The organism is Vibrio sp. 10N.247.311.12 (assembly GCF_041467515.1).
In the GTDB taxonomy this organism is placed as follows: Bacteria; Pseudomonadota; Gammaproteobacteria; order Enterobacterales; family Vibrionaceae; genus Vibrio; species Vibrio crassostreae_C.
On record NZ_JBFSUV010000015.1, the window covers coordinates 1 to 21,570 of the forward strand.

General features: G+C 43.7%; 18 protein-coding genes. 11 read left to right on the forward strand and 7 right to left on the reverse strand.

From position 1 onward, the window contains the following. Positions 1-253 precede the first annotated feature (253 nt). Together viaA and AB6E30_RS08455 are read right to left on the reverse strand one after the other, a co-directional pair. Positions 254-1,699, reverse strand: coding sequence for an ATPase RavA stimulator ViaA (gene viaA / locus AB6E30_RS08450; protein ID WP_017064542.1), 1,446 nt, complete (start codon positions 1,697-1,699; stop codon positions 254-256). Between the two features lie 11 nt (positions 1,700-1,710). Continuing rightward, positions 1,711-3,366: an ATPase RavA domain-containing protein gene (locus tag AB6E30_RS08455; RefSeq protein ID WP_372103263.1), complete on the reverse strand. Its 1,656-nt coding sequence runs from the start codon at positions 3,364-3,366 to the stop codon at positions 1,711-1,713. Between the two features lie 288 nt (positions 3,367-3,654). Here AB6E30_RS08455 and AB6E30_RS08460 point away from each other — a divergent pair, with 288 nt between their 5' ends. The 5 genes from AB6E30_RS08460 (at position 3,655) to AB6E30_RS08480 (ending at position 8,030) form a co-directional block, all read left to right on the forward strand. Further along, positions 3,655-4,170 carry an NUDIX hydrolase gene (locus tag AB6E30_RS08460; RefSeq protein ID WP_017062564.1) on the forward strand — a complete coding sequence of 172 codons (516 nt, stop codon included), beginning with the start codon at positions 3,655-3,657 and terminating at the stop codon, positions 4,168-4,170. Positions 4,171-4,209: 39 nt separating this feature from the next. Next, positions 4,210-5,214 carry a low-specificity L-threonine aldolase gene (ltaE, locus tag AB6E30_RS08465; protein ID WP_372103266.1) on the forward strand — a complete coding sequence of 335 codons (1,005 nt, stop codon included), beginning with the start codon at positions 4,210-4,212 and terminating at the stop codon, positions 5,212-5,214. Positions 5,215-5,302: 88 nt separating this feature from the next. Beyond that, positions 5,303-5,617 carry a cytochrome c gene (locus AB6E30_RS08470; protein WP_017069125.1) on the forward strand — a complete coding sequence of 105 codons (315 nt, stop codon included), beginning with the start codon at positions 5,303-5,305 and terminating at the stop codon, positions 5,615-5,617. Between the two features lie 167 nt (positions 5,618-5,784). Then, positions 5,785-6,720, forward strand: coding sequence for a ribosome biogenesis GTPase YlqF (gene ylqF, locus AB6E30_RS08475; protein ID WP_029405588.1), 936 nt, complete (start codon positions 5,785-5,787; stop codon positions 6,718-6,720). A 284-nt stretch (positions 6,721-7,004) separates the two neighbouring features. Next, positions 7,005-8,030 carry a GGDEF domain-containing protein gene (locus AB6E30_RS08480; protein ID WP_372103268.1) on the forward strand — a complete coding sequence of 342 codons (1,026 nt, stop codon included), beginning with the start codon at positions 7,005-7,007 and terminating at the stop codon, positions 8,028-8,030. Positions 8,031-8,199: 169 nt separating this feature from the next. On the opposite strand, the gene AB6E30_RS08485 is transcribed toward AB6E30_RS08480, so the two are convergent. Beyond that, entirely contained in the window at positions 8,200-8,745 is a 546-nt protein-coding gene (locus AB6E30_RS08485) for an N-acetyltransferase (RefSeq protein ID WP_017062600.1), read from the reverse strand. A 166-nt stretch (positions 8,746-8,911) separates the two neighbouring features. Here AB6E30_RS08485 and AB6E30_RS08490 point away from each other — a divergent pair, with 166 nt between their 5' ends. Both AB6E30_RS08490 and AB6E30_RS08495 read left to right on the forward strand, forming a co-directional pair. After that, complete coding sequence (locus tag AB6E30_RS08490) at positions 8,912-10,054, forward strand: fatty acid desaturase (RefSeq protein ID WP_017062601.1); 1,143 nt, start codon at positions 8,912-8,914, stop codon at positions 10,052-10,054. A 240-nt stretch (positions 10,055-10,294) separates the two neighbouring features. Further along, positions 10,295-10,585 carry a putative quinol monooxygenase gene (locus AB6E30_RS08495; protein ID WP_017062602.1) on the forward strand — a complete coding sequence of 97 codons (291 nt, stop codon included), beginning with the start codon at positions 10,295-10,297 and terminating at the stop codon, positions 10,583-10,585. 231 nt (positions 10,586-10,816) lie between these two features. Here the strand turns inward: AB6E30_RS08495 and manA are convergent, their stop codons facing one another. From manA to mngA, 4 genes are all read right to left on the reverse strand, one after another. Beyond that, complete coding sequence (gene manA, locus AB6E30_RS08500) at positions 10,817-12,004, reverse strand: mannose-6-phosphate isomerase, class I (protein ID WP_017070588.1); 1,188 nt, start codon at positions 12,002-12,004, stop codon at positions 10,817-10,819. A gap of 2 nt (positions 12,005-12,006) precedes the next feature. Then, positions 12,007-13,173, reverse strand: a complete 1,167-nt coding sequence (locus tag AB6E30_RS08505; protein ID WP_102320779.1) for a glycerate kinase — start codon at positions 13,171-13,173, stop codon at positions 12,007-12,009. Between the two features lie 45 nt (positions 13,174-13,218). Beyond that, a complete protein-coding gene (gene mngB / locus AB6E30_RS08510; RefSeq protein WP_372103271.1) occupies positions 13,219-15,858 on the reverse strand; it encodes a mannosylglycerate hydrolase in 2,640 nt (879 codons plus the stop codon). A gap of 236 nt (positions 15,859-16,094) precedes the next feature. Then, positions 16,095-18,029 carry a PTS 2-O-a-mannosyl-D-glycerate transporter subunit IIABC gene (gene mngA / locus AB6E30_RS08515; RefSeq protein ID WP_104216309.1) on the reverse strand — a complete coding sequence of 645 codons (1,935 nt, stop codon included), beginning with the start codon at positions 18,027-18,029 and terminating at the stop codon, positions 16,095-16,097. Positions 18,030-18,346: 317 nt separating this feature from the next. On the opposite strand from mngA, the gene AB6E30_RS08520 reads away from it, so the two are divergent. The 4 genes from AB6E30_RS08520 (at position 18,347) to dcuC (ending at position 21,516) form a co-directional block, all read left to right on the forward strand. Further along, positions 18,347-19,063, forward strand: coding sequence for a GntR family transcriptional regulator (locus AB6E30_RS08520; protein ID WP_010430026.1), 717 nt, complete (start codon positions 18,347-18,349; stop codon positions 19,061-19,063). A 232-nt stretch (positions 19,064-19,295) separates the two neighbouring features. After that, positions 19,296-19,496, forward strand: a complete 201-nt coding sequence (locus AB6E30_RS08525) for a hypothetical protein (protein WP_080582262.1) — start codon at positions 19,296-19,298, stop codon at positions 19,494-19,496. A 23-nt stretch (positions 19,497-19,519) separates the two neighbouring features. After that, the gene (locus AB6E30_RS08530; protein WP_133151380.1) at positions 19,520-19,771 is read left to right on the forward strand and encodes a hypothetical protein; all 252 of its coding nucleotides are present in this window, start codon (positions 19,520-19,522) and stop codon (positions 19,769-19,771) included. A 377-nt stretch (positions 19,772-20,148) separates the two neighbouring features. Then, positions 20,149-21,516, forward strand: a complete 1,368-nt coding sequence (dcuC, locus tag AB6E30_RS08535; RefSeq protein WP_065584770.1) for an anaerobic C4-dicarboxylate transporter DcuC — start codon at positions 20,149-20,151, stop codon at positions 21,514-21,516. The last annotated feature ends 54 nt before the right edge of the window (positions 21,517-21,570 follow it).

The window sequence follows — 21,570 nt, forward strand, 5'->3', positions numbered from 1 at the left end:
AACCGAGGTCCACGGATTTGCAATCCGCTGCATAGCCACTCTGCCAAGGCGCCTTTTTAAATTCAACACTTTAGGGACTTAAGTAAGCCGCACCGCTGTGTTCGGGTGCCTACTTTACGGATTGAGGGGAGATAGTCAAACAAAAAAGTGAATTTAAATTCCGTTTGCTGACATTTAAATCAAATTGCTGCATGTTCGATCTCTTCAATCAAAAAACACACAGCAAAATGGAGTTAAACAAGATGTTCTAGCGCTACCACTTCTTCATGAAACGACCGACAAGACTCGGATGATACGCCCAGCAGTGGTCAAACATAGTCATAAGTTGAGGGTTGCCATACTTAGAAAGACTAACCGCATGGAAACGGTTTTTGTGTTCTTTCAACTTTTCAACCTGAGCAATCATTTCGTCTGATTGTTTCGGCGCAATAAAGTCAGAAAGTACGATTAAATCGGCATTCTTGTATTTATCACCAGTCATTAGGTCAATCGACTTCATGAGAACAGGTTCCAAATCCGTACCGCCGTGGAATGAGTAACTTAAGAAGTCGCTCGCTTCACGTAGGCCATCTTGCCTTGTTAACTCATAGGTAATCTGCTCAGAAGAAAAAAGAATCACATAACAGTCTCTCTCTTCTGCAAGAGCAATTTGCATTAAGGCATAAGCCATTGCTTTAGCAGACTGCTCAGGGAAACCACTCATAGAACCCGAAGCGTCCACACAGACGATAAACGGGCCCTTTTCAATATCGATGTTCTTGCTATCTGGTTTTTGCGCCTTCACTTTGCGTAACGTGCGTGATTTACCTTGCGAGCGATAGCTCAGTAAACGCTTGTCGGCCAAGTGCTTGTAAAAGATAACCTCAAGTTCAGGATAAGCTAAGAACATGGTTTCGTTTGGCAGCATCTTGTTAAGGTCATCACTTTCATGAATCCCGACAATATCATCGACCGCTTCATCGCTTTTCTCTTCAACCACCTGCAATTCTTCTACAGGGGCTTTGTGAAGCGAAGGATCATCTTCCTCACCAGCCATACGGCCTAGCTTTTCAGCGATCTCTTGCAAGCCCTTGTGCTTATTCAAGAACTCAGCATGACGTTTCATGATGGTAAGGTCTGTTTTGCTTAATTTGGCAGAAGCCATGTCCCACAAGCGCCCTACACTGCCTTCATCACCCGACTCAGTCACTTTATCCATGTTTTTCATGGTTTCCATGCGCTGATAAAGATCGGCTAAGACTTTTTCTTTGCTTGTTTCAAGTTCAGTTACTTGAGCTTGTTTAATCGCATCAGAAAGTGATTGGTACCATTGGTCGCAAAAGTAGTGTGGAAACATCGCGTTATAAACACCCTTGTTGTTCTCCATAAGGCGTCGAGCTTGTAGATAAAACGCTGAGTGCCACTCCAGCTTTTTGATAACACTGTCTATCTCATCAAAGAACTGAGGTTCATCCCAGTAAATCACTTCTTGATAAAGGGCGATTTCCTCTTGGAATCGATCAGTTTCACACACCTTGGTGACGCGTTTTTTTACTTTACCGCGCCATTTGACTAAGTGGTTTTTCACTGATGTTTTCACACCTTTGTTCTCTGCAGCCATCATGACTTGAGAACGAGCGATGAGATCATTCATCGCGGTATCAATGATTCCGGAATCAGCTACCATCAAAGCGAGGTTTAAGCCGTCTGCTCCTAACATATGCTCTCCTCTTACTCGAAGTACTGGCTCATAAACTTAATACGCTGAGCGATCTTGGCACTCTTCACTTTCGTGGTTTCAAGATCTTGCGTTACCGATTGCAAACTTGCTTCCATCGCTTTTGGTAAATCAGGGTCAATATAGTTATGAGGTAATGCATCATGGAATTCAGTACGAACGCGTTTTAACTTGAATTCAGCTTCAGTTAACTGTTCTAAGGCTTTCTTAGCGCCACTCAACCACTTGTTGTACAGTTCTTGGTCTAAACCGTCAGTAGTAACCACACTCACCAATACAGAGCGATTGGCGATGTCTTTAATCACTAATTGGTTTGATGCATCCAAGTCGAGTTTTAAACGGCATAGGTTTTTATTTTCGTTTACGTAACCGTAAATATCACCGTGACCTTCTTTAAGAACACGATCAAAATCGTCTTTAGCTACGTATACCCAACGGCTATCGCCTTTCTCAGATTCAGAAACCGACATGTTGCTTTGCAACATAACCAGTTTCACTAGATTGTAAGCACTGCCCACGCTGTACATTTTCGCGTTCTTGATGTCATTCTGGTAAACATCTTTACGCAACAAGCCACTGGTTGACTCCATAGAAAGTGACACCGACAACGTTGATTCAACATCGTCTTGAATCTCTTCTAACTCTTCACGAGACATTTCAATTTGAGCTTTCGACTCTTGTTGATCAAACGCTCGGTTCAATGCAAAGTCTTTCACCACGCTACGAACCACATCACGTGATTCTGGGCTATGCCACAAACAATCTTGCAGAAGCATAATATCCAGCGGGTTCACGCTATCGCGACCACTGAAGAACGCACTCGCTTTCAATAGTTTAACGGCCTTCTTCCAGCGTCTGTCTGATACATACAATTCTGACTCTGAAGCAGAGCCTTGCTTCTTAACCGTCTCTTCAAGCATGGTTTTTAGTTCAAACAACTTATCAAACGAATTGTCTGTCAGTTCCAGCTTATCGAGCTCTTTCTGCCATTGATGGTATTCAATGTCCGTAATCGCCAAACCTTTTGGAATTACCGCTTCTTGAGAAGTACCCGTCGTCAGCATCGATTTGAAGTTTTGTTTGTTTTGAATACGGTTCACGAACACGCGTACCAACATACGGTCATAAAGTGCTTCCAAGCCGCTGTCTTCATCTGGAAGTTCGTTGGATGCCGATACTAGTAGACGCATCGGTACACGTTCAATATCACTGCCGTTTTTGAAAGTCTTTTCGTTAACGACAGTAAGTAGCGTGTTTAGGATTGCAGGGCCGGCTTTCCAGATCTCATCGAGGAAGACGACTTGTGCAGTTGGTAGGTAGCCTTCGGTTAGTCTTACGTAACGACCGTTGTCTTTTAATTCTTGGATACTTAGTGGGCCGAACACTTCCTCGGGAGTAGAGAAACGAGTCATCAAATATTCAAAATAACTACTGTTGTCAAAAGCCTGAATAAGACGTTTTGCGATAAGGCTTTTTGCAATGCCCGGAGGGCCTAATAGAAACACGCTTTCACCAGCCAATGCAGCCAGTAAACATAGCTTAATCGTGTCTTCTCTTTCATAGACTCCATCAGAGAGAGCATGCGCTAATTTATTGATTCTTTCAGAGAGTAGCGCCTTGTCAGCATGTGAAGAAATAGAAGGGTTCATGCGTTACTCCGAAAATCTTTGAACAATTGAGAGTGTAGATATGTTTTTATACATTTGTTAGCACTTTGTTACAAGTGTATTTTATTATTGAGTTGCATTTATATCAGATGGTTACGTCGGTAATTTTGGCGCAATCATAGATTCCAATTATGAGAGTAACATCACGAACGGCGTGAAACTAAATCTATTGCTAACCCTAATTTTTCTTTTATTTTCGACACCATAGACGTTATGGTGGTGCACGTCTTCCGTTATACGAAAAATTGGCAAGGAATGTGGCCAGACTGCATGAGTAAAGTTATCCATAAATGGAAAAGTATTTCTCTCATAGAAGAGAACGTGACGCTCCCTACGAACGTCGTGGTAAAACATACAACAATCAATCACCCTGGCGCGGCAGTTATTCTTCCTATCACTTCGTCTGGAAAAATCATCCTCATTAACCAGTTCCGCCCTTCTCTAAAGAAATGGCTTTTGGAACTACCCGCAGGCACGATGGAAATAGATGAGACACCTCTTCAATGTGCCCAACGCGAACTGGAAGAAGAAACAGGTTACAGTGCAACTTCTTTTCAAAGCTTGGGGCAAGTTACCCCTTTGGCTGGCTTCTGTGATGAGATACAACATCTGTTTGTCGCAAAAGACTTAAGCCTCACTACCCGCTTTGAATGCGATGACGATGAAGTAATAGAAGTGATCGAACTGAGTTTAGAAGAACTGCACGATAAAATACGACACGATCAAATCACTGATACCAAAACTATCGCTTGCTTAAGTAAAGCCCAACTATGTGGCCATCTATAGCCAATTATATGGCTACCTAAAGTACTCTAGGAGAGAAACATGGACTTTCGTTCTGATACCGTAACTAAACCTTCGCAAGCTATGCGTGACGCAATGGCAAACGCAGAAGTGGGCGATGATGTTTATGGCGATGACCCAACCGTCAACGAACTAGAACAGTGGGCAGCAAATGAGACAGGCTTTGAAGCGGCAATGTTTACCTCTTCAGGTACACAAGCCAACCTTCTTGGCTTAATGGCGCATTGTGAGCGTGGTGATGAATATCTGTGTGGCCAGCAGGCGCACAACTACAAATACGAAGCTGGCGGCGCTGCGGTCCTTGGTTCTATCCAACCTCAACCAATCGAGAATAACCCAGACGGTACTTTAGACTTTAAAAAGCTTGCCGCTGCGATTAAGCCCGACGACAGCCACTTTGCTCGTACCAAGCTTCTTAGTTTAGAAAACACGATCAATGGTAAAGTGCTGCCAATGTCTTACCTAGCGGAAGCTCGTGAGTTCGTAAACCAACATGGTTTACAGATGCACTTAGACGGTGCACGCGTATACAATGCGGCAGTCGCGTTAGACGTTCACATTAAAGAGATCGCGCAACACTTCGATTCGATGACGATTTGCTTATCGAAAGGTTTAGGTGCTCCGATTGGCTCTCTGCTACTTGGTAGTAAAGAGTACATCGCTAAAGCACGTCGACTACGTAAAATGGTGGGTGGCGGTATGCGTCAAGCAGGCATTCTTGCTGCAGCAGGTAAAATGGCACTGACTGAGAACGTTGCTCAACTTAAAGCTGACCACGAGAACGCGAAAAACCTAGCGATCGGCCTAAGCAAGTTAGAAGGCTTTTCTGTTAACCCTGATTTCATTCAAACTAACATTGTATTTGCTAAGTTAGATGAGTCTGTGGATATCAACCGAATCGCACGCGAACTGGGCGAACAAGGCATTACGATGTCACCAGGGAACCCTGTTCGATTTGTTACTCATAGAGATATCAGTTCAGAAGACATCGCTACTTTCCTAACTAAGTTGGAAAATGCGCTTTAAGCCATACTAAATGTTCACCCAGAACAAATAAGACTTGAGCTTCCTCTTAGGGGAAGCTTTATAATCATGTTTTTATCGGAGTAAAAACGTGCATTACCCAACCTTCGCTCTAATATTACTAGCTCTTTCCTCTAACCTTCATGCCTCTGATTTTGGCGACGCTGAACTAGGTAAAGTTAAATCACCAAGCTGCGTTTTTTGTCATAACCCTACCAGTCAATCGACTAATAACTCCTATCCTAAGCTTTCTGGCCAAGATCCAACCTATCTCTTTAATACCATGAAAGCGTATCAAACCGGAGATAGGCAGGGCGATTACGCGGATATGATGCGAGCGCAACTAAGTAAGCTTAACGATCAAGATTTGAAAGACATAGCGGCTTTTTACGCTTTACAAGATTAGCGGCTCCCACCTTCAATAGGTCAATCATCAGCTAAATAAACATCACCAAGTCGCCTATACTTCAAGCAAACTCACTGAGCTCATTGAAGGTCGGGATAGATATACCTTTACACGTATCATCCAACCCTTACAATGTGCAGCAAATATATTTATCAAGGTTTATCTCTATGTCTATTCAATGGTTTCCGGGTCACATGCATAAAGCCCGCAAAGAAATCGAAGAAGTTATCCCACAAGTTGATGTGATCATCGAAGTACTGGACGCTCGTATCCCGTTCAGTAGTGAAAACCCAATGATCTCTTCACTGCGCGGCGATAAGCCTTGTGTAAAAGTGCTGAACAAGCGTGACCTTGCAGATCCTGAACTGACTCAACGTTGGATTGAGCACTTCGAGAAGGAGCAAGGCGTTAAAGCGATTGCGATTACGACTAGCGTAAAAGAAGAAGTTAACCACGTTATGGAGCTGGTACGTAAACTGGCACCGCACCGTGAACAGATGGGCAAAAACATTCGTACAATGATCATGGGCATCCCGAACGTGGGTAAATCGACCATCATCAACTGCTTGGCTGGACGTACGATTGCGGTTACTGGTAACCAACCTGCGGTAACTCGTCGCCAACAACGTATCAATCTGCAAAATGGCGTGATCCTTTCAGATACTCCAGGAATCCTTTGGCCTAAAGTAGAAAACCCACACAGTGGCTTCCGCTTGGCTGCAACAGGTGCTGTAAAAGATACAGCAATGGAATACGATGAAGTGGCATTTTACACAGTAGAGTACCTAGCAAAACAGTACCCTAACCTTTTGCAAGAGCGCTACCAAATTGAAGAGCTGCCTGAGTCTGACATCGAACTGATGGAAGCGATTGGCCGTAAGCGTGGTGCACTTCGTGCCGGTGGTCATATCGACATTCACAAATGTTCAGAAATCCTGCTTCACGAATTGCGTAATGGCACTTTAGGTAAGGTAACGCTTGAGTTGCCAGAAATGATCACACAAGAGCTGATCGAAGTTGAAGAAGCGGCTGCACTGAAAGCTGAGCAACAGATTAAGAAGAAAGAAGAACGTCGTAAGCGTTACTTAAAGAACAAGCGCTAATCGCTATTAGTTTTTGTTAATCTCCATTAGTTTCTGTTAACCACTCTTACACCAGCCTCTAAGATATTCACGTTCTACCGATAATAGAGCGTGAATATTGCCTTGTACCGTTTGTTGATCTAGCTAACATACTGACAAATCTATAGAAATGGTCGTTTACAATCCCAAAGACTGTGACATACTACGCAAATTATTGTGTATCAATCTCGGCTAATTTCTCAATGCGCTCTTATTCTGGGTTCAAGAATCAAAGATTTAAAACCTATTTCGATAATGAAATTTATTTGCCGTACATAAATTTCATCTACATCCCTATCTCAATATTCTGTGCTTTTATCGTCACCGACTACATCCACTTTGGTAGCGAGTGCATTACGCCTATCATTTTCCGAGTCATACTTTTTTTATTGATGATGGCCGCCGCCAGATACTGTATTACAAACAAACCCAACGTTTTGGAACTCGTAGAAAGTGCCTTCCTTGTAATTAGCTCACTTTTCTTGGTCTATGTCGGTCGACTAGCCATCGAGCTGAACAACTTCGATTACCAAGGTGGCATCATTTTAGTGATGATCTACATTGGTACGTTTTCAAGATTGTCAGCCAGATACAGTATATCTACGCTGTCGTTTATCTTTTTGGCTTATCTCATCGGCCTTGCGCCACTGCTTTATGAAGCGGAGCCAGAGCATGAAATAGAAACAATTTCCGTTTATATCTCGGCTTACATCCTAATCTCAGCGGCCTGTGTTAGACGTGACCTGGAAGTACACAAACGTTTCGCTCAATTCGAGCAACTCCGCAAACAAGCGATTCAGCTTCGCAAGCAATCTAATATGTTCGAGGCCCTTTCCTATCAAGACGCACTAACGGGCTGCTACAACCGCCTTTATCTTCATCAGGTGATAGAACCGAGCATAGACCGTCAGCGATCCATTACATCGCTCATGATAGATATTGATCATTTCAAATCGATTAACGACACCTACGGCCATCAAATGGGTGACATGGTGATTAAAGAACTGGCCGATGAGATTCAAAAACGACTACCGACTAGCAGTAACTGCTTTCGATACGGCGGTGAAGAGTTTTTGGTGCTGGTCCAAGGAGAAACCGAGGCTTCAATTGAATCGCTGGTTAATGCCCTTTTAGAATCCCCTACTCGCCTTAGATTAGAAGTAACAATTTCAATCGGTGTGAAACATGCCCCTCAAGCCCTTGGTTCTGTCGAGCAGCTTATCGACGACGCTGACCAAGCACTCTACATTTCGAAAAAAGGCGGTAGGAATAAGATCACATGGTGTGATTAATCGCCCAATATTTCACGCATCTTTGCGAATCATTAAAACGACCACTAATTCAATCAAAAAAGCCCCGAGCAACTTAATACTCGGGGCTTTTGTCTTTGTTCTTCTGCTTTAAAATAGCTTCGTTAAGAACCTGCTACTCAGCAAAAAAACAGTATTCAACAAGAATCGACTAAGAATACACAACGCTCGCTGTTTTCTGTTCAAGTTCAACGGGAGAGCTCCAAGAAATCACTTTTTCATTCACTTGGCTGCCACATGGTGCGTTCCAAACTTGCTCTAGTTCTTCTTTGCCACCAATCGCCTGATAAAAAGCAATCGCTTGGTGGTTCTCAGACATCACCTCTAGGTAAAGCCCTGAGTCCGAATAGTATTGCTGCAACCACTTCGACAATTCAGACAACAGACGCTTGCCTACACCTCGTCCACGATAATTATTATCTACATGTAACGCATCGATGAACGTACCACGCTCAAAGTTGTGATTACCGAACGCGCAGACAAAACCAACCAGTAAACCGCCTTCCTCAAGCAATAAAACATGTTGGTTGAAAGGAGGATTAATCAAACGAGTCTGCCAAATAACAGATCTGTCCTCCAAAACATCATGTTCTAGGTAATCATCAGCAAGAATGCCACGGTAATATAGCTTCCAGCTATCCGCGTGTAATTGGGCAATCCGCTCATAATCTTTATATTCAGCTACCTTAATTTCCATTTATTAGCCCTTAGTACTTCCATTTATGACTTGCTACTACATTTCACACTACCTTTATACAATATTTAAGCAAAACATACTAATACACGTTTACACTTTCAATATTGACTTACACGTGTACGCTGATATTCTAGCGCACAGATGTAAGCCCAATGGAAATTTGCTAATGAATAGTGCCGACAAACAATCTACAAAAAAGCCGCCATTAATCTGGCTCAATATTTTTGTGTTCTCTTTTAGTATGCTGCTTGCTGTTGTAGCGGCTCCCGTTTATGGCTACTTTTTTGGCTATGGCATGGAGCACTGGATATGGCTAGCAATCTGCTTTACGTTCTGTAACCTTTCAATCACGACAGGTTATCACCGCTTATGGTCACATAAAGCGTTTGAAGCGCATTCAAGCCTAAGATTCCTGTTTGCATTAGGTGGTGCATTTGCCCTGCAGAACAGCGCGCTACACTGGTCTTCTGATCACCGTGTTCACCACAAGCATGTCGATAACAACGACAAAGACCCATACTCTGCAAAACGTGGATTTTGGTACTCACACATTGGCTGGATGATTCGTAATTACAGCACCTCAATGTACGAAAACTACGAAAACTGCCGTGACCTTAAAAAAGATAAGATTGTTATGTGGCAGCACAAGCACTATGTTCTGTTAGCATTACTAATGAATTTCGGTGTTCCTATCGCTTTAGGCGTGATTTACGGTGACGTGATTGGCATGTTGTTAATCGTAGGTGCAGTTCGTTTGGTACTTAACCACCACACAACATTCTTTATTAACTCTCTTGCTCACATCTGGGGTAGCCAACCTTTTACTGACAAAAACACAGCGCGTGATAACGGTGTGTTAGCAGTACTCACTTTCGGCGAAGGCTACCACAACTTCCACCACATCTTTGAGAACGACTACCGTAACGGCATCTACTGGTGGCAATACGATCCAACAAAATGGTTGATTAAGAGTGCTTCGTTGATGGGACTGGCAAGTAAGCTTAAGAAAACCCCTCAAGCTCGTATTGAGAAAGCTGAAGCGTCAATGTTACTTAAACGCACCCAGCAAAAAATCATGCATCGTGCCGACAAGCAACAAATCGCAGAGAAGCTTCAACAAGAGTTTGATGCTCTAGTATCAAACATGAACGAATATTACGAAGTTAAAAAACAGCTACTTGAAAGCAAGCGCGAAGACGTTGTGAAGAAGTACGAACACTCTGTTCTTAAGGTTCGTTATCAGCAAATCAAAATGAATTTCGAACAACAGAAGAAAAATTGGGCAATGACGGTTGAGCAATACGCTTAAGGTAAAACAGTACGCTTAACACCCCAGTAACAACACAGTTTGATTCTTATTCAAAAGCCCTCATATTGCTATGAGGGCTTTTTTTTAATAAGCATAACCTACTCGGCTCTGGCCCTATGCTCTCGAGTTTGAATTGTGGATGGTAAGAACCATAGTTATTGGATTTCAGAACTCTTTCTTCATTCTGAATTTATACTTATATTACTTAAACTTACCGAGTTTAAAGCGAAGGAATTGAAAATGAGCAAACTGACTATTATTGCAACGATCGTCTCTAAAGAAGACAAAACTGAGCTTGTAAAAGCTGAGATGATTAAATTGATCGATAAAACCCGTGTTGAAGACGGCTGTATTAACTACGATCTGCACCAAGATAACAGTAACCCTGCTCACTTCGTTTTTCATGAGAACTGGGAGTCTGAAGTTCATCTAGAGAAACACTTAGCGAGCCAACACATCGCTGACTACATGGCTGCGACTGAAGGTTGTATTGAAACCTTTGTGCTTAATAAAATGACGCACATTGCCTAACCAGTCACTCAGTACTAATTCAATAAAAAGCCCTGCTCTGATCGCAGGGTTTGTCTTTTCTACAAGCTTATATCTGCTCATTCTAATAATGAAAAAACCCGCCAGAGTAGCGGGTATGGTCAATAATCATGACTGTCAAAGACAGATAGGTAACAACCATCAATCCAATATTGAGTACCACTTTACAGTGGCACTCTGACATTTCTTTTGCTGATCGCTAGCACGGGGGCACTAGTTAAAAGCACGAGCCAAAATGCCATTCCCTTGATATTGGTAAACACTTGAATTACTACTTACAAAGACCGATTCTCCGGGCTTAAGAGAAACTGACCTCCCTTCTGAAGTGACGGTCGCCTCTCCTTCCACACAGAACAAGATCTCCGCGCTACGTAGATACTGTGACTTGCTCTCATCAGTCGCAGACAAGATATCAAAGCCAAAGTCATCCACTGGAATCGGATAACTCATCTTGCCCTCTTTCAATACAGGCTTAAGGCGGATATCTTCTGGCTTAATCGGCTCAAAGATTGTGTTGTCGATAAGCTCAGGGACATCGATATATTTGGGAGTGAGACCGGCACGCAGCACATTGTCTGAGTTTGCCATAATCTCTAAACCCGTACCTTGAACATAAGCATGTGGGGTTTCTGCGAACAGGAACATCGCTTCACCGGGCGCCAGCTCAACCGTGTTAAGCATTAATGGCGCAAATAAGCCAATATCACCTGGATAATGCTGTTTGAATTCGATGCTGTATTGAAGAGCTTCACGCCCCATGACCGTTTTGGCTGGTCGCGCATGTGCAGCATAAAGCTCATTAAGCGCAGACGCTTTGCGGTCACCTTCAAGAGACATAATGGCGCTAAAGAACGACTTCAAAGAATCACTGTCGGCATTGGCTTTTAGTACATTAAGCTCAATCGCTAACGAAGGAATATCCGCTTCTTCGAACAAGGCAATAATGTCGTCGATTGGACGAAAGCCATTCATCGCTTTGTAGAAGGTCAACGCATAAACCAACTCAGGTTTATGGTTTGGATCTTTGTAGTTGCGATTAGACGCATTCAAAGGGATACCAAGTGCATTCTCACGCTCAAAACCTAATTCTGATTTTCGCTTGTTCGGGTGAACCTGAATCGATAACGGTGTTTCAGCGGCCAACACCTTAAACAAGAAAGGCAATTCACCGAAACGAGCCGCCGTGTATCCGCCTAAGACATCGATTTTGTTTTCATCAATCATGTGAGAAAGCGATTCACCGGTATCGCCTACCTTTGAACAACCATTTGGATGAGCACCCATCCAAATTTCTGCTTGAGGTTCCTGGTTTGGGTTCACAATACCAAACAATTGGTTAATGGAGTCTTTGCTTCCCCATGCGTAGTTTTGAATAACGTTGTCGAGTTTAAATAGAGACATAATTACTTCTCATTAAAAATCTGGCTACCAAGCTTGAGCGTGGCGGCGATATTACGGGCAGTGCGAGTCAGGTTTTGATTCGCTTCTGATAAAACTTGGTCTAAAGACTGAGGTGAACGTACGGTTCCAAATAAGCTAGACATTGAGCCGTAAAGTTTTTCAACGTCTTGCCCCAAAGAGCCCGCAATTCCAATGGTTGGAATACTCAACTTTTGAGCTCGCTGAGCGATGCCGAAAGGTGTTTTACCTTGCAGGGTTTGGTTGTCCATCTGCCCCTCTCCGGTCACGACCAGTGAAGCACCTTCAAGAACCTTATCTGCATCCAAGGCATCTAATACCATCTCAATACCCGCTTTAATTTGGATATTGAATGCAAGACTTAACCCCAGAGGTGTACCACCAGCAGCACCAAATCCAGCTGTGTCGCGATGATTAGTACCCGTATGTGCTTGAGCGATATCGGCAAAGTGCCCGATCGCAGTATCAAGTTGTTCAACTTGAGCTTTTGATGCGCCTTTTTGCGGACCAAACACAGTACTGGCTCCGCTTTCGCCACATAATGGATTATTCACATCACACGCGACCACGAACGTCACTTCTTTGCATCTAGGGTGCAGTCCTTCAAGATCGATGCTTGCTAACCGGCTTAATTCGGCGCCGCCACCAGATAGCTCGTTGCCTTGCTTGTCTAATAACTTGCCTCCCAACGCTTGTAAGATGCCAGCACCTGCATCATTGGTTGCGCTGCCGCCCAAACCAATAATGATTTGTTCAACACCTTGATCTAGTGCATCTTTGATCAATAGCCCAGTACCAAACGAAGATGCGGTTAACGGTGCTCTTTCTTCTACGGTTAATAGGTCTAAACCCGATGCTTGAGCAAATTCCACCAAGGCAGTTTTTACGTTGGCGCCATCAACAGTCTGTTCCAACGAAGCCCAATAAGCCGTACATTCACGCCCGATTGGATCCGTCGTGTGCAGCCGTTGCTTCTTACCATTGAGCGCCTCTAGCAACACGTCTACCGTGCCTTCTCCGCCATCGGCGAGTGGCATTTTCACAAACTCTGCGTAAGGGAAAACATCGGCAAATCCACGCTCAATGCAAGACGCAACTTGATGAGCGTCGAGTGATTCTTTAAATGAATCAGGGGCAATTACAATTTTCATTGTCGTTCACCATTCCCGCCCACCAAGGTGAGCGGGTTATCGAAATTAGAATTTGATTTGGAATGTTTTTGCTTGGCAAGGTGCTATCTGGCCGAACTCTTCAGATGCTACATCACCTTCGCGTACGCGCTCGTCCATGCTTGTCTCTTTCCAGCTTGAAACCGCTTGAGTAAAAGAGATTGAATCCGATACTGAACCCGATTCTGCCGGGTTGTAGACACGCATGATCAGTGCATCTTCGTCTTCCGCTTTCTTCAGCACACTCAACACCGCGCCTGATTGTTGCTTAGACAGAAGGCTAAAACTCATAGGTAGGTTCTGCTCACCCACGTTGAGCTTCATCGCGTTGTAAGGGATCTTGTTGTAGCATTCGATTAGAGTGACATTGTCACGTGCTTGCGCCATGATGTTCGCGTCAATATGGTTACCAGAGAAACCGCACAACGTGAATTCACACACTAACTTACCGCGCACTTGCGAATCTGGTGTCGGAATCTTGATGCCTGATGGACGGCCTGGGCGAAGCAATAGCTCTTCTTTACCCAACACGCCGATACCACGGAACAGTGTCAGTGCGAAGGTATCTCGGTTTTCGTCACCTTGAGATGCAATCACCTCAAATTCACGTAGACCATTCGACATAATCGCCATGCCCGCTTTGCCGTTTTCTAATGCAGCGAAGTTCATCAGTTGGTAAACCGGAACCGGTGCTTCTTTCCACTTCTCTTCTTCCCAAACCGCCATAGCAGGGTCATTGGTTGGTCGAGTAATACAACCGAACTGGTTGTCTGCAACCACAGTTTCAGAAACGAATGGCGTTGGTACTAAGACACGTACACGGTGGTCGTCGGCTTGGTTGTCTAGTTCCATACGTACTTCAATGCGGCGAGAACCTTGCTTCAATACCACTTGGCATTGCGCTTCAACGAATCCGTTTTGACCCGTGCGTTCTTCACGCTCTGCAAGGTTTGCAGGTACGTTCATTCGGAAAGCGATGTTCGCTACCGATTGGAAGCCTTGGTGGTCAATCGATGTTTCGACTGGGAACTCGTCTGAATACAGTAACCATTCTTGACGAGATGGAGAGTAATCGTACTCATCACCGTCATCAGAACCGTCTTCCAAACGAAGTACTTGGTCGAATACTTGCTCTGTCTCTTTATCGAAAATAGTCAGAGTACCGTTGTCGTTTACATTGATTCGGTAGTACTCGTTCTCTAGTAAGTAGTCTTTTTGTTCTGCAACTTTTACTGCACCCTTCTCGTTACCTTGGATGTGTAACGTGGTGAAGCCCATCGCTGGCACAATGCGTTTGATTTGAATATCAAACTCCATGAACGGGTCGTAGTTACCGTAGTGAACGATTTGACGGTCTACTTTACCCGGGTCAATTTGGCGCTTGTCTTGGATGAAGTACTCAACTGGGTTTTCGTTTTCATCAAAGATAGAGAACTCTTGAGCACGGATAGTGATAGTGGTGTTAACCACTTCTTCACGCTCGTATGGAGAAAGGTTGAACATCGCCAGTTTGTCGCAACCTTCGCGATCTGGCATGTGGTCAACAATCTTACGCTTGTAGAAGTGAATCAGGTTGGTCGCCATGTCGTCAGCAAGGATGTAACGGTTTAAGATTTCAGCGTGTACCTTGTCTGAACAACAGCAACCAATAGAGTCATGAGCGTGGTTCTTCATGCTCTCTTTCCACATTTTCTCAATCAAACCGTGGTGGTATTCAAAACCTAATGTCCAAGCGATAGACGCTAGCGGTTCTAAGATGTTTACAATCTTGTTTTCGATTTCTGCGTGGATCAGTTTGATGTCCATACGCGTAGAAGAGATCGTACGGTGAACACGCATGTATTTACCGTCGTTGAACTCGCCTTTGATTGTGTCGAGTTGGTCGCGCGCCGCTTCTACTTTCTCGAACACTTCTTCGTAACGGCTCATTGAGAATTCACGATCTGGGTAGATTTCGCGAAGCTTGTCCATTACTTCAAAGATGTCTTTTTGAATCGGCATTTGGTCGTGGCCGTTCGGTAGCAAGATATCTTTAGTCACCGATGGCTTTTCTAGCACTGGGAAGTACTTATCTAAACGAGCACGCAAGCCTTCTTCGTCTTGTGGAAGGTATTTACCAATCGCGTAACCCAGCGGAAGCACTTGTGCCACCACTTCACTGCCGTCATTAGACTGCCATAAGAATTCTGTTTTGTCGGTGCCATGACGCTCTGAACAACCACGCCAGAACATTGCACGCGTGATGTCGAAGCCGTTGTAGATCATTGGCAGCTGTGAGCTCATGCTGAATGAATCTGGTAGGTAACCAATCTTCATTGCATCGCCAAACTTCATACAGTCACGAATACCATACATCATGTTGCGTACAATTGACTCACCAGAAACTTGCATTGTGTCGGTTTGAGAATACCAAGGGCCAATAATTAACTTGCCCGCTTCAACCAATGCTTTTACGCGCTCTGTGTTTTCTGGTTTGATTGCGAAGTAGTCTTCTAAAACGGCGGTTTGACCATCTAGAACGTAGTATTTGTATTCTGGATCGCTCTCCAGACGGTTCATGATTTCTTCCATGTTGTTCACAAGAAGAATACGAGACTCTTCTGTTGTGAAATACCATTCACGATCCCAGTGCATGTGAGGAGTAATATGTACGCGTGATGTAGTCATAATCATTTACCTAAATGTGTCGCTTCGAGTAAAACTAAAGTTCGAACCCAAATACGACTAAATTAAATTTTTTCAAGGGGTTAAAATTGGCTGCCACTAAATTTAGGGTGCAGAAAACCACGCCCAGAATCTGTGTGAATAAAACCGTTAGGAGCACAGGTATTTAGGGCAGCCAGTTGTTTGTTATTTTTTATATATTGATTTCGCAGTGAGTTAGGAGCTAGCTCAAAATTCAGTTAGTTCTGTGTTGCAGTACTTGCTTCAAACTTACCCTTTTTTACAGCGTGACCACGCCACATCAGAAGAGTAACAGTTGAAATCACTGTGCCGACAATCGCAGCACCGAACCAGATTGCAGCAGCAGAGAATGCGCCCAAACCTGAATCGTGTAACAAGAAGATAGAGAAGATACCTGCACCCGGAGTCGATAGACCAATACCTGCCGCGCCAACCATCGCACCTGTAACCACTGATCCTAGTAAGAATGAGCCGATTACACGGATTGGATCTTCAATCGCCATTGGGATTGCACCTTCGGTAATACCCGCAAGGCCAAGTAGCCATGTCGATTTACCGGTTTCAATCTCAAAGTCTTTGAATAGGCGTGGAGCAATCATGGTTGAAGCCGTTACAGTGAACGCCGATACCATTTTTACTGAACCAAAGATTGCGTAAGGGCCATAAACACCGTTCGCCATTGCACCTAAACAGAATGCGTAAGCGGCTTTGTTTACCGGACCACCTAAGTCGAATGATACAAACAGACCAAGAATCGCACCCAATAACAGCGCATTGGTGCCTGACATACCGTTCAACCAATCCGTTAGACCTTGGTTTAGGAACGCTACAGGTTTACCGATAACAAATAGCATCAAGCTACCCGCTACCAAAGTACCAATCACAGGGTAAAGGTAGAAAGTAAGGAATCCGTTAAACGCAGGACCTAAGCGAACATGCTCTTTTACCCAACGCATCACATAACCAGCAATCAAACCACCAACAACACCGCCTAGGAAACCAGAGCCAATGATGTTTGCTGCAATACCTGCGGCAAAACCAGGGCCAAGTGCGGGCTTGTCTGCTAGTGAATAAGCTGTGTAAGCCGCCAGTACTGGCACCATCAATGTACCCAGTAGGCCGCCACCTAGTTTGCGATACATCCATAGCCAAGAATCTTTTGTTGCGTAAAGATCTTGCAGGTCAAAAATTTGTGCGATAAGAACAGCAACCGCAAGAACAGTACCACCAGCAACGATCAGAGGAACTGCGTAAGAAATACCAGAAAGCAGTGCTTGTTTAAGCTCAGTTTTCAGTGGCAACTTTTTAGGCTTGTTGTCAGTAGCCACTGTGCGTTCTGCACCATTACCTTTTTTCGACTCTTCAATCGCTTCATTAAGAATGCGCTCACCGTGTTTAATCGGTTCTGCAACTGGTGTTTCAACACGAGGAATGCCGTTAAAGCGCTCAGATTCTTTAATCGCAACTTCAGCAGCAAAAACACACGCCACAGCATTGTTAAGTTGTTCCGCAGTTAAGCGATCTTCAATACCGTTTGCGCCCTGCTTTTCAACATGAACCTTGTAGCCAAGCTTTTTTCCCGCTTTTTCTAGGTACTCAGCCGCCATATAGGTGTGAGCAATGCCTGCTGGGCAAGCAGTAACACATACAATTGTCGGCGCATTTGTATCTAAGTTGTCTTGTTTTTCTTCTTGTTGATTGTCGCCATCAAGAAGCGCAAAGATTTCTTCAGCGGTTGTCGCTTTTAATACAGCTTCGCGAACATCGTCATCAACCAATGTAGTTGTCAATGCAGTAAGCAGATGCATGTGGGTAGAACCCGCTTCTGCATTTGGAATCGCAATTAGGAAGATAAGATTTACATCTTCGTCTTCATCCAAGCCTTTCCATTTCATGTCTTCTTTAAGCGTTGCTACAGCGAAGCCAGCTTCTTTAACCGCGTCAGTCTTGCCATGCGGTACTGCTAAGCCTTCGCCAAGCGCTGTCGGGCCTTGCTCTTCACGAGCAAATACTGCATCAAGGTACTCTTGCTTGTTATGCAGTTTGCCTTGCTGATCCAGTTGGTCAGCAAGTGCGTAAATCGCTTCTTCTCGACTGCTAAACGTAGTTTGCAGATTTACGAGCGACTTATTCGTTAGAGTAGTAAGTTTCATAACCTTTGTCCCATAGTCACGGATTAGTACGACAGTCGTCCCTGTCGACGAGAAGAATAATACAACTTCAAGACATTTAATCCGTGATCACGATCTCATCAATACATATTTGTATTTAATTTGTATTTAAATCGTATTGGTAAATCCTTTAAGAAAGCTTGTTATGTATCGTTTAATTTGTATTATATGTACTACAAAACGCCGATACGACGCTCACACTAACCTTTAAAGCAAGGCTTATATAGAGCAAATTTACGTATTTAAGGTACAGGTTGTTAATCAAAGTCTAGTTGTCCTAGCGCACAAATGAGGCAAAAATGGCAAGACTCCCTATGTATCGCCAAATCGCCGATGCAATAAGAGAAAAGATCAGTTCTGGAGAATACAAAGTTGGTGAAGCACTCCCAACAGAAGCGCAATTGCGTGAAGTATTCTCGGTAAGCCGTGTAACGGTTAGGCAAGCACTGAAACTACTGATCGAAAACGATGAGCTTGAAAGCGTTCAAGGCAGCGGTACTTACGTCAAAGAGAACAAGATCAATTACGACATCTACAAACAGTCGAGCTTTCAAGAAAAGTGGGCGCATTTGGATGTGGTTACACACAGTGATGTTCTAGCCTTTGAAATGAAGCCCTGTTCTTTGGCGATGTCTGAACATCTAGATATTAAAGAAGGCGAATTAGTTTTCTACGTAAAGCGTGTTCGCTTCATAGACAACAATCCAATCACGGTTGAAGAAACTTGGTTACCTGTTGCCCTATTCCCAGATCTCACCTATCAAGTGATGCAGACATCAAAGTACGACTTTATTGAGAACACCAAAGGCATGGTGATTGATAGAAGTGAGCAAGAACTGGTGCCGATTCTTCCGCCTGAAGACGTTGCTAAACAGTTAGGGATTGACCCAACTCAGCCTATCATTGAAAAACGTACTCGAGGTTACCTCGCCAATAACACTGTATTTGAATACAGCCGCAACTACTTCACGTCTAACGATTACCGATTCACTTTGGTCGCAAGACGCCAGAGATAATGCTCATCAGCGAGTTTCGATAATAGCAAAATGACCAACACAGAGAGCGCCTTGTTCTCTGTGTTTCTATGCTGTTAACTCAATCATAAAACCAACTTTCCTACCCAAATATTCCTAAACCAATATCAAGTAACCTCACGAAAGATCATTCACATTCATTTAAATACTGTTCTGGCGCTTTGACCATAAACTAAGCGCCAAATTACAAGAACAACAGTCGACAGGAATGTAGATGAATACCAAACAACTTGAGGACGCTGTAAGTGAAGTGAGCTTATTCAATCAGCACCTCCACTTAATCCAATCCGTGCATACCATTCCGACCCCAAAAATGAATTGGGAGTCGATTGCGATGGAACCTGCGCCGACAATGCCAACGGTTCGATTCGATCACTGTCTACTCATCAGACTAACACTTAGTTCGTCGTGTTAAATCACTTTATATACAAAACCATTATGTCGAAACACACTATCTCACGAACATCGCACCCATTAGCAAATACAATTTCATACACACGATTCCTACCAAAGCTACCTTTAGTTCTAATCGCTTTCTCTATGCCCCTATTCGCAGAAGAAGTTGAAGAAGTGGTACTCGAGGACGAAGTCGTATTAAATGAAGGTTCTGAGTTAAACGAAGAAGCTGAAGAATCGCCTTATTATAACTTGTGTTTTAGCGCTTACTTATGGGAAGTAAGTAGGCGTTAAACATAAGTAATCTTTAAATGTAAGTAAGCTTAAAAGCTAAGATTCTCACCTCTTTACTCCGATAAATACCCACTTCGTTACACGTTTCCTTCCAAAGTACAAAAAATACTCGCGATTTATAAAATAACACCACCATATGCAAATAGAACAATCAAAGGTGATCCAAGTTATATTCTAACAAGCCACAAAATTTGTTTATTAACATCTAAACAACAGTAGTTATTCACGATTTACAACCACAATTAACATCGAAAAAAATGTTTGTCTTAGATCATATCAACCTCAACTATGCCTCGTGCCACAGTGCAGTTTTCTGTACATTCATTGTCATATTCTGAAACACTTTCTTATATTTTTTAAACTTTGTGGAGATTTCTATGTTAGAGCTCTTGATCGGATTAGTGATTACTATCGCTGTTGGTTACTTTATTGTGAAAGGCTATAAAGCGGCAGGTGTATTACTGACAGCTGGCCTTGCCCTACTTCTTATTACTGGCCTTATAGGTCACACAGTCTTACCCGCTAAGGTCGCTTCAACAGGTAACATGGTTACCGACTCACTAGAATTCGTTAAGTACATGCTTCAGTACCGTGGAGGCGGCCTAGGCATGCAAATCATGCTTCTTTGTGGCTTTGCTTCTTACATGACGCATATCGGCGCAAACAATGTGGTAGTAAAACAATTCTCTAAACCGCTTGCTGCTATCAAATCTCCATACGTACTTCTTGTTGCGGCTTACATCGTAGCGTGTCTAATGTCTCTAGCAGTAAGTTCTGCAACAGGCCTTGGCGTGCTATTGATGGCGACCCTATTCCCAATGATGACGGCAATGGGTATTTCTCGTCCAGCAGCGGTGGCGGTTTGTGCATCACCTGCAGCAATCATTCTTTCACCAACGTCGGGTGATGTGGTTATCGCAGCAGAAAAATCAGGTATGTCTCTTGATGTGTTTGCTGTTCAAACGGTACTGCCTGTTTCTATCTGTGCGATCATCGTGATGGCGGGTGCGGCTTTCTTCTGGAACAAATACCTAGATAAGAAAGAAAACACGCCAATGGAAAAAGTAGATGTTTCAGAAATTGAAACGAATGCGCCGGCTTTTTATGCTGCTCTTCCATTCTTACCTATTTTTGGAGTATTTCTATTCAACGGTCGTACCATTCCGGGCCTTTCACTTGATATCTACACCATCGTAGTAGGTTCAATTTTCGTGGGCGCTGTTATCGATTACGTTGTGAAGAAGTTTGACGGCGAAAAAACACTAGAAGACCTAGATTCTTGCTACCAAGGTATGGCCGAAGCATTTAAAGGCGTAGTAATGCTGTTGGTTGCGGCGGGTGTATTTGCTCAGGGCCTAATGTCTATCGGTGCAATTGATAACCTAATCGGCCTTGCTGAATCAGCTGGCGCTGGCGGTATCGCATTAATGCTTATCCTGACTGGTCTAACAGTTGCTGCTGCTATCGCGACAGGTTCTGGTAACGCGCCATTCTATGCATTCGTAGAACTGGCTCCATCATTAGCGGCGAAAATGGGCTTGAACCCAGCGTTCCTAATCATCCCAATGCTTCAAGCATCGAACCTAGGTCGTACAATTTCACCAGTATCTGGCGTAATCGTAGCGACTTCTGGTATGGGTAAAATCAGCCCATTTGAAGTCGTAAAACGTACGTCTGTACCCGTAATCTGTGGTCTTATTACGGTTATCTTCGGTACGCTTGTATTGGTTCCAATGTCGGCGTAAGCCTTAAGTTTCTAATCTCAAAGAACGAAGAACAAACGAACACCAATACTGAAT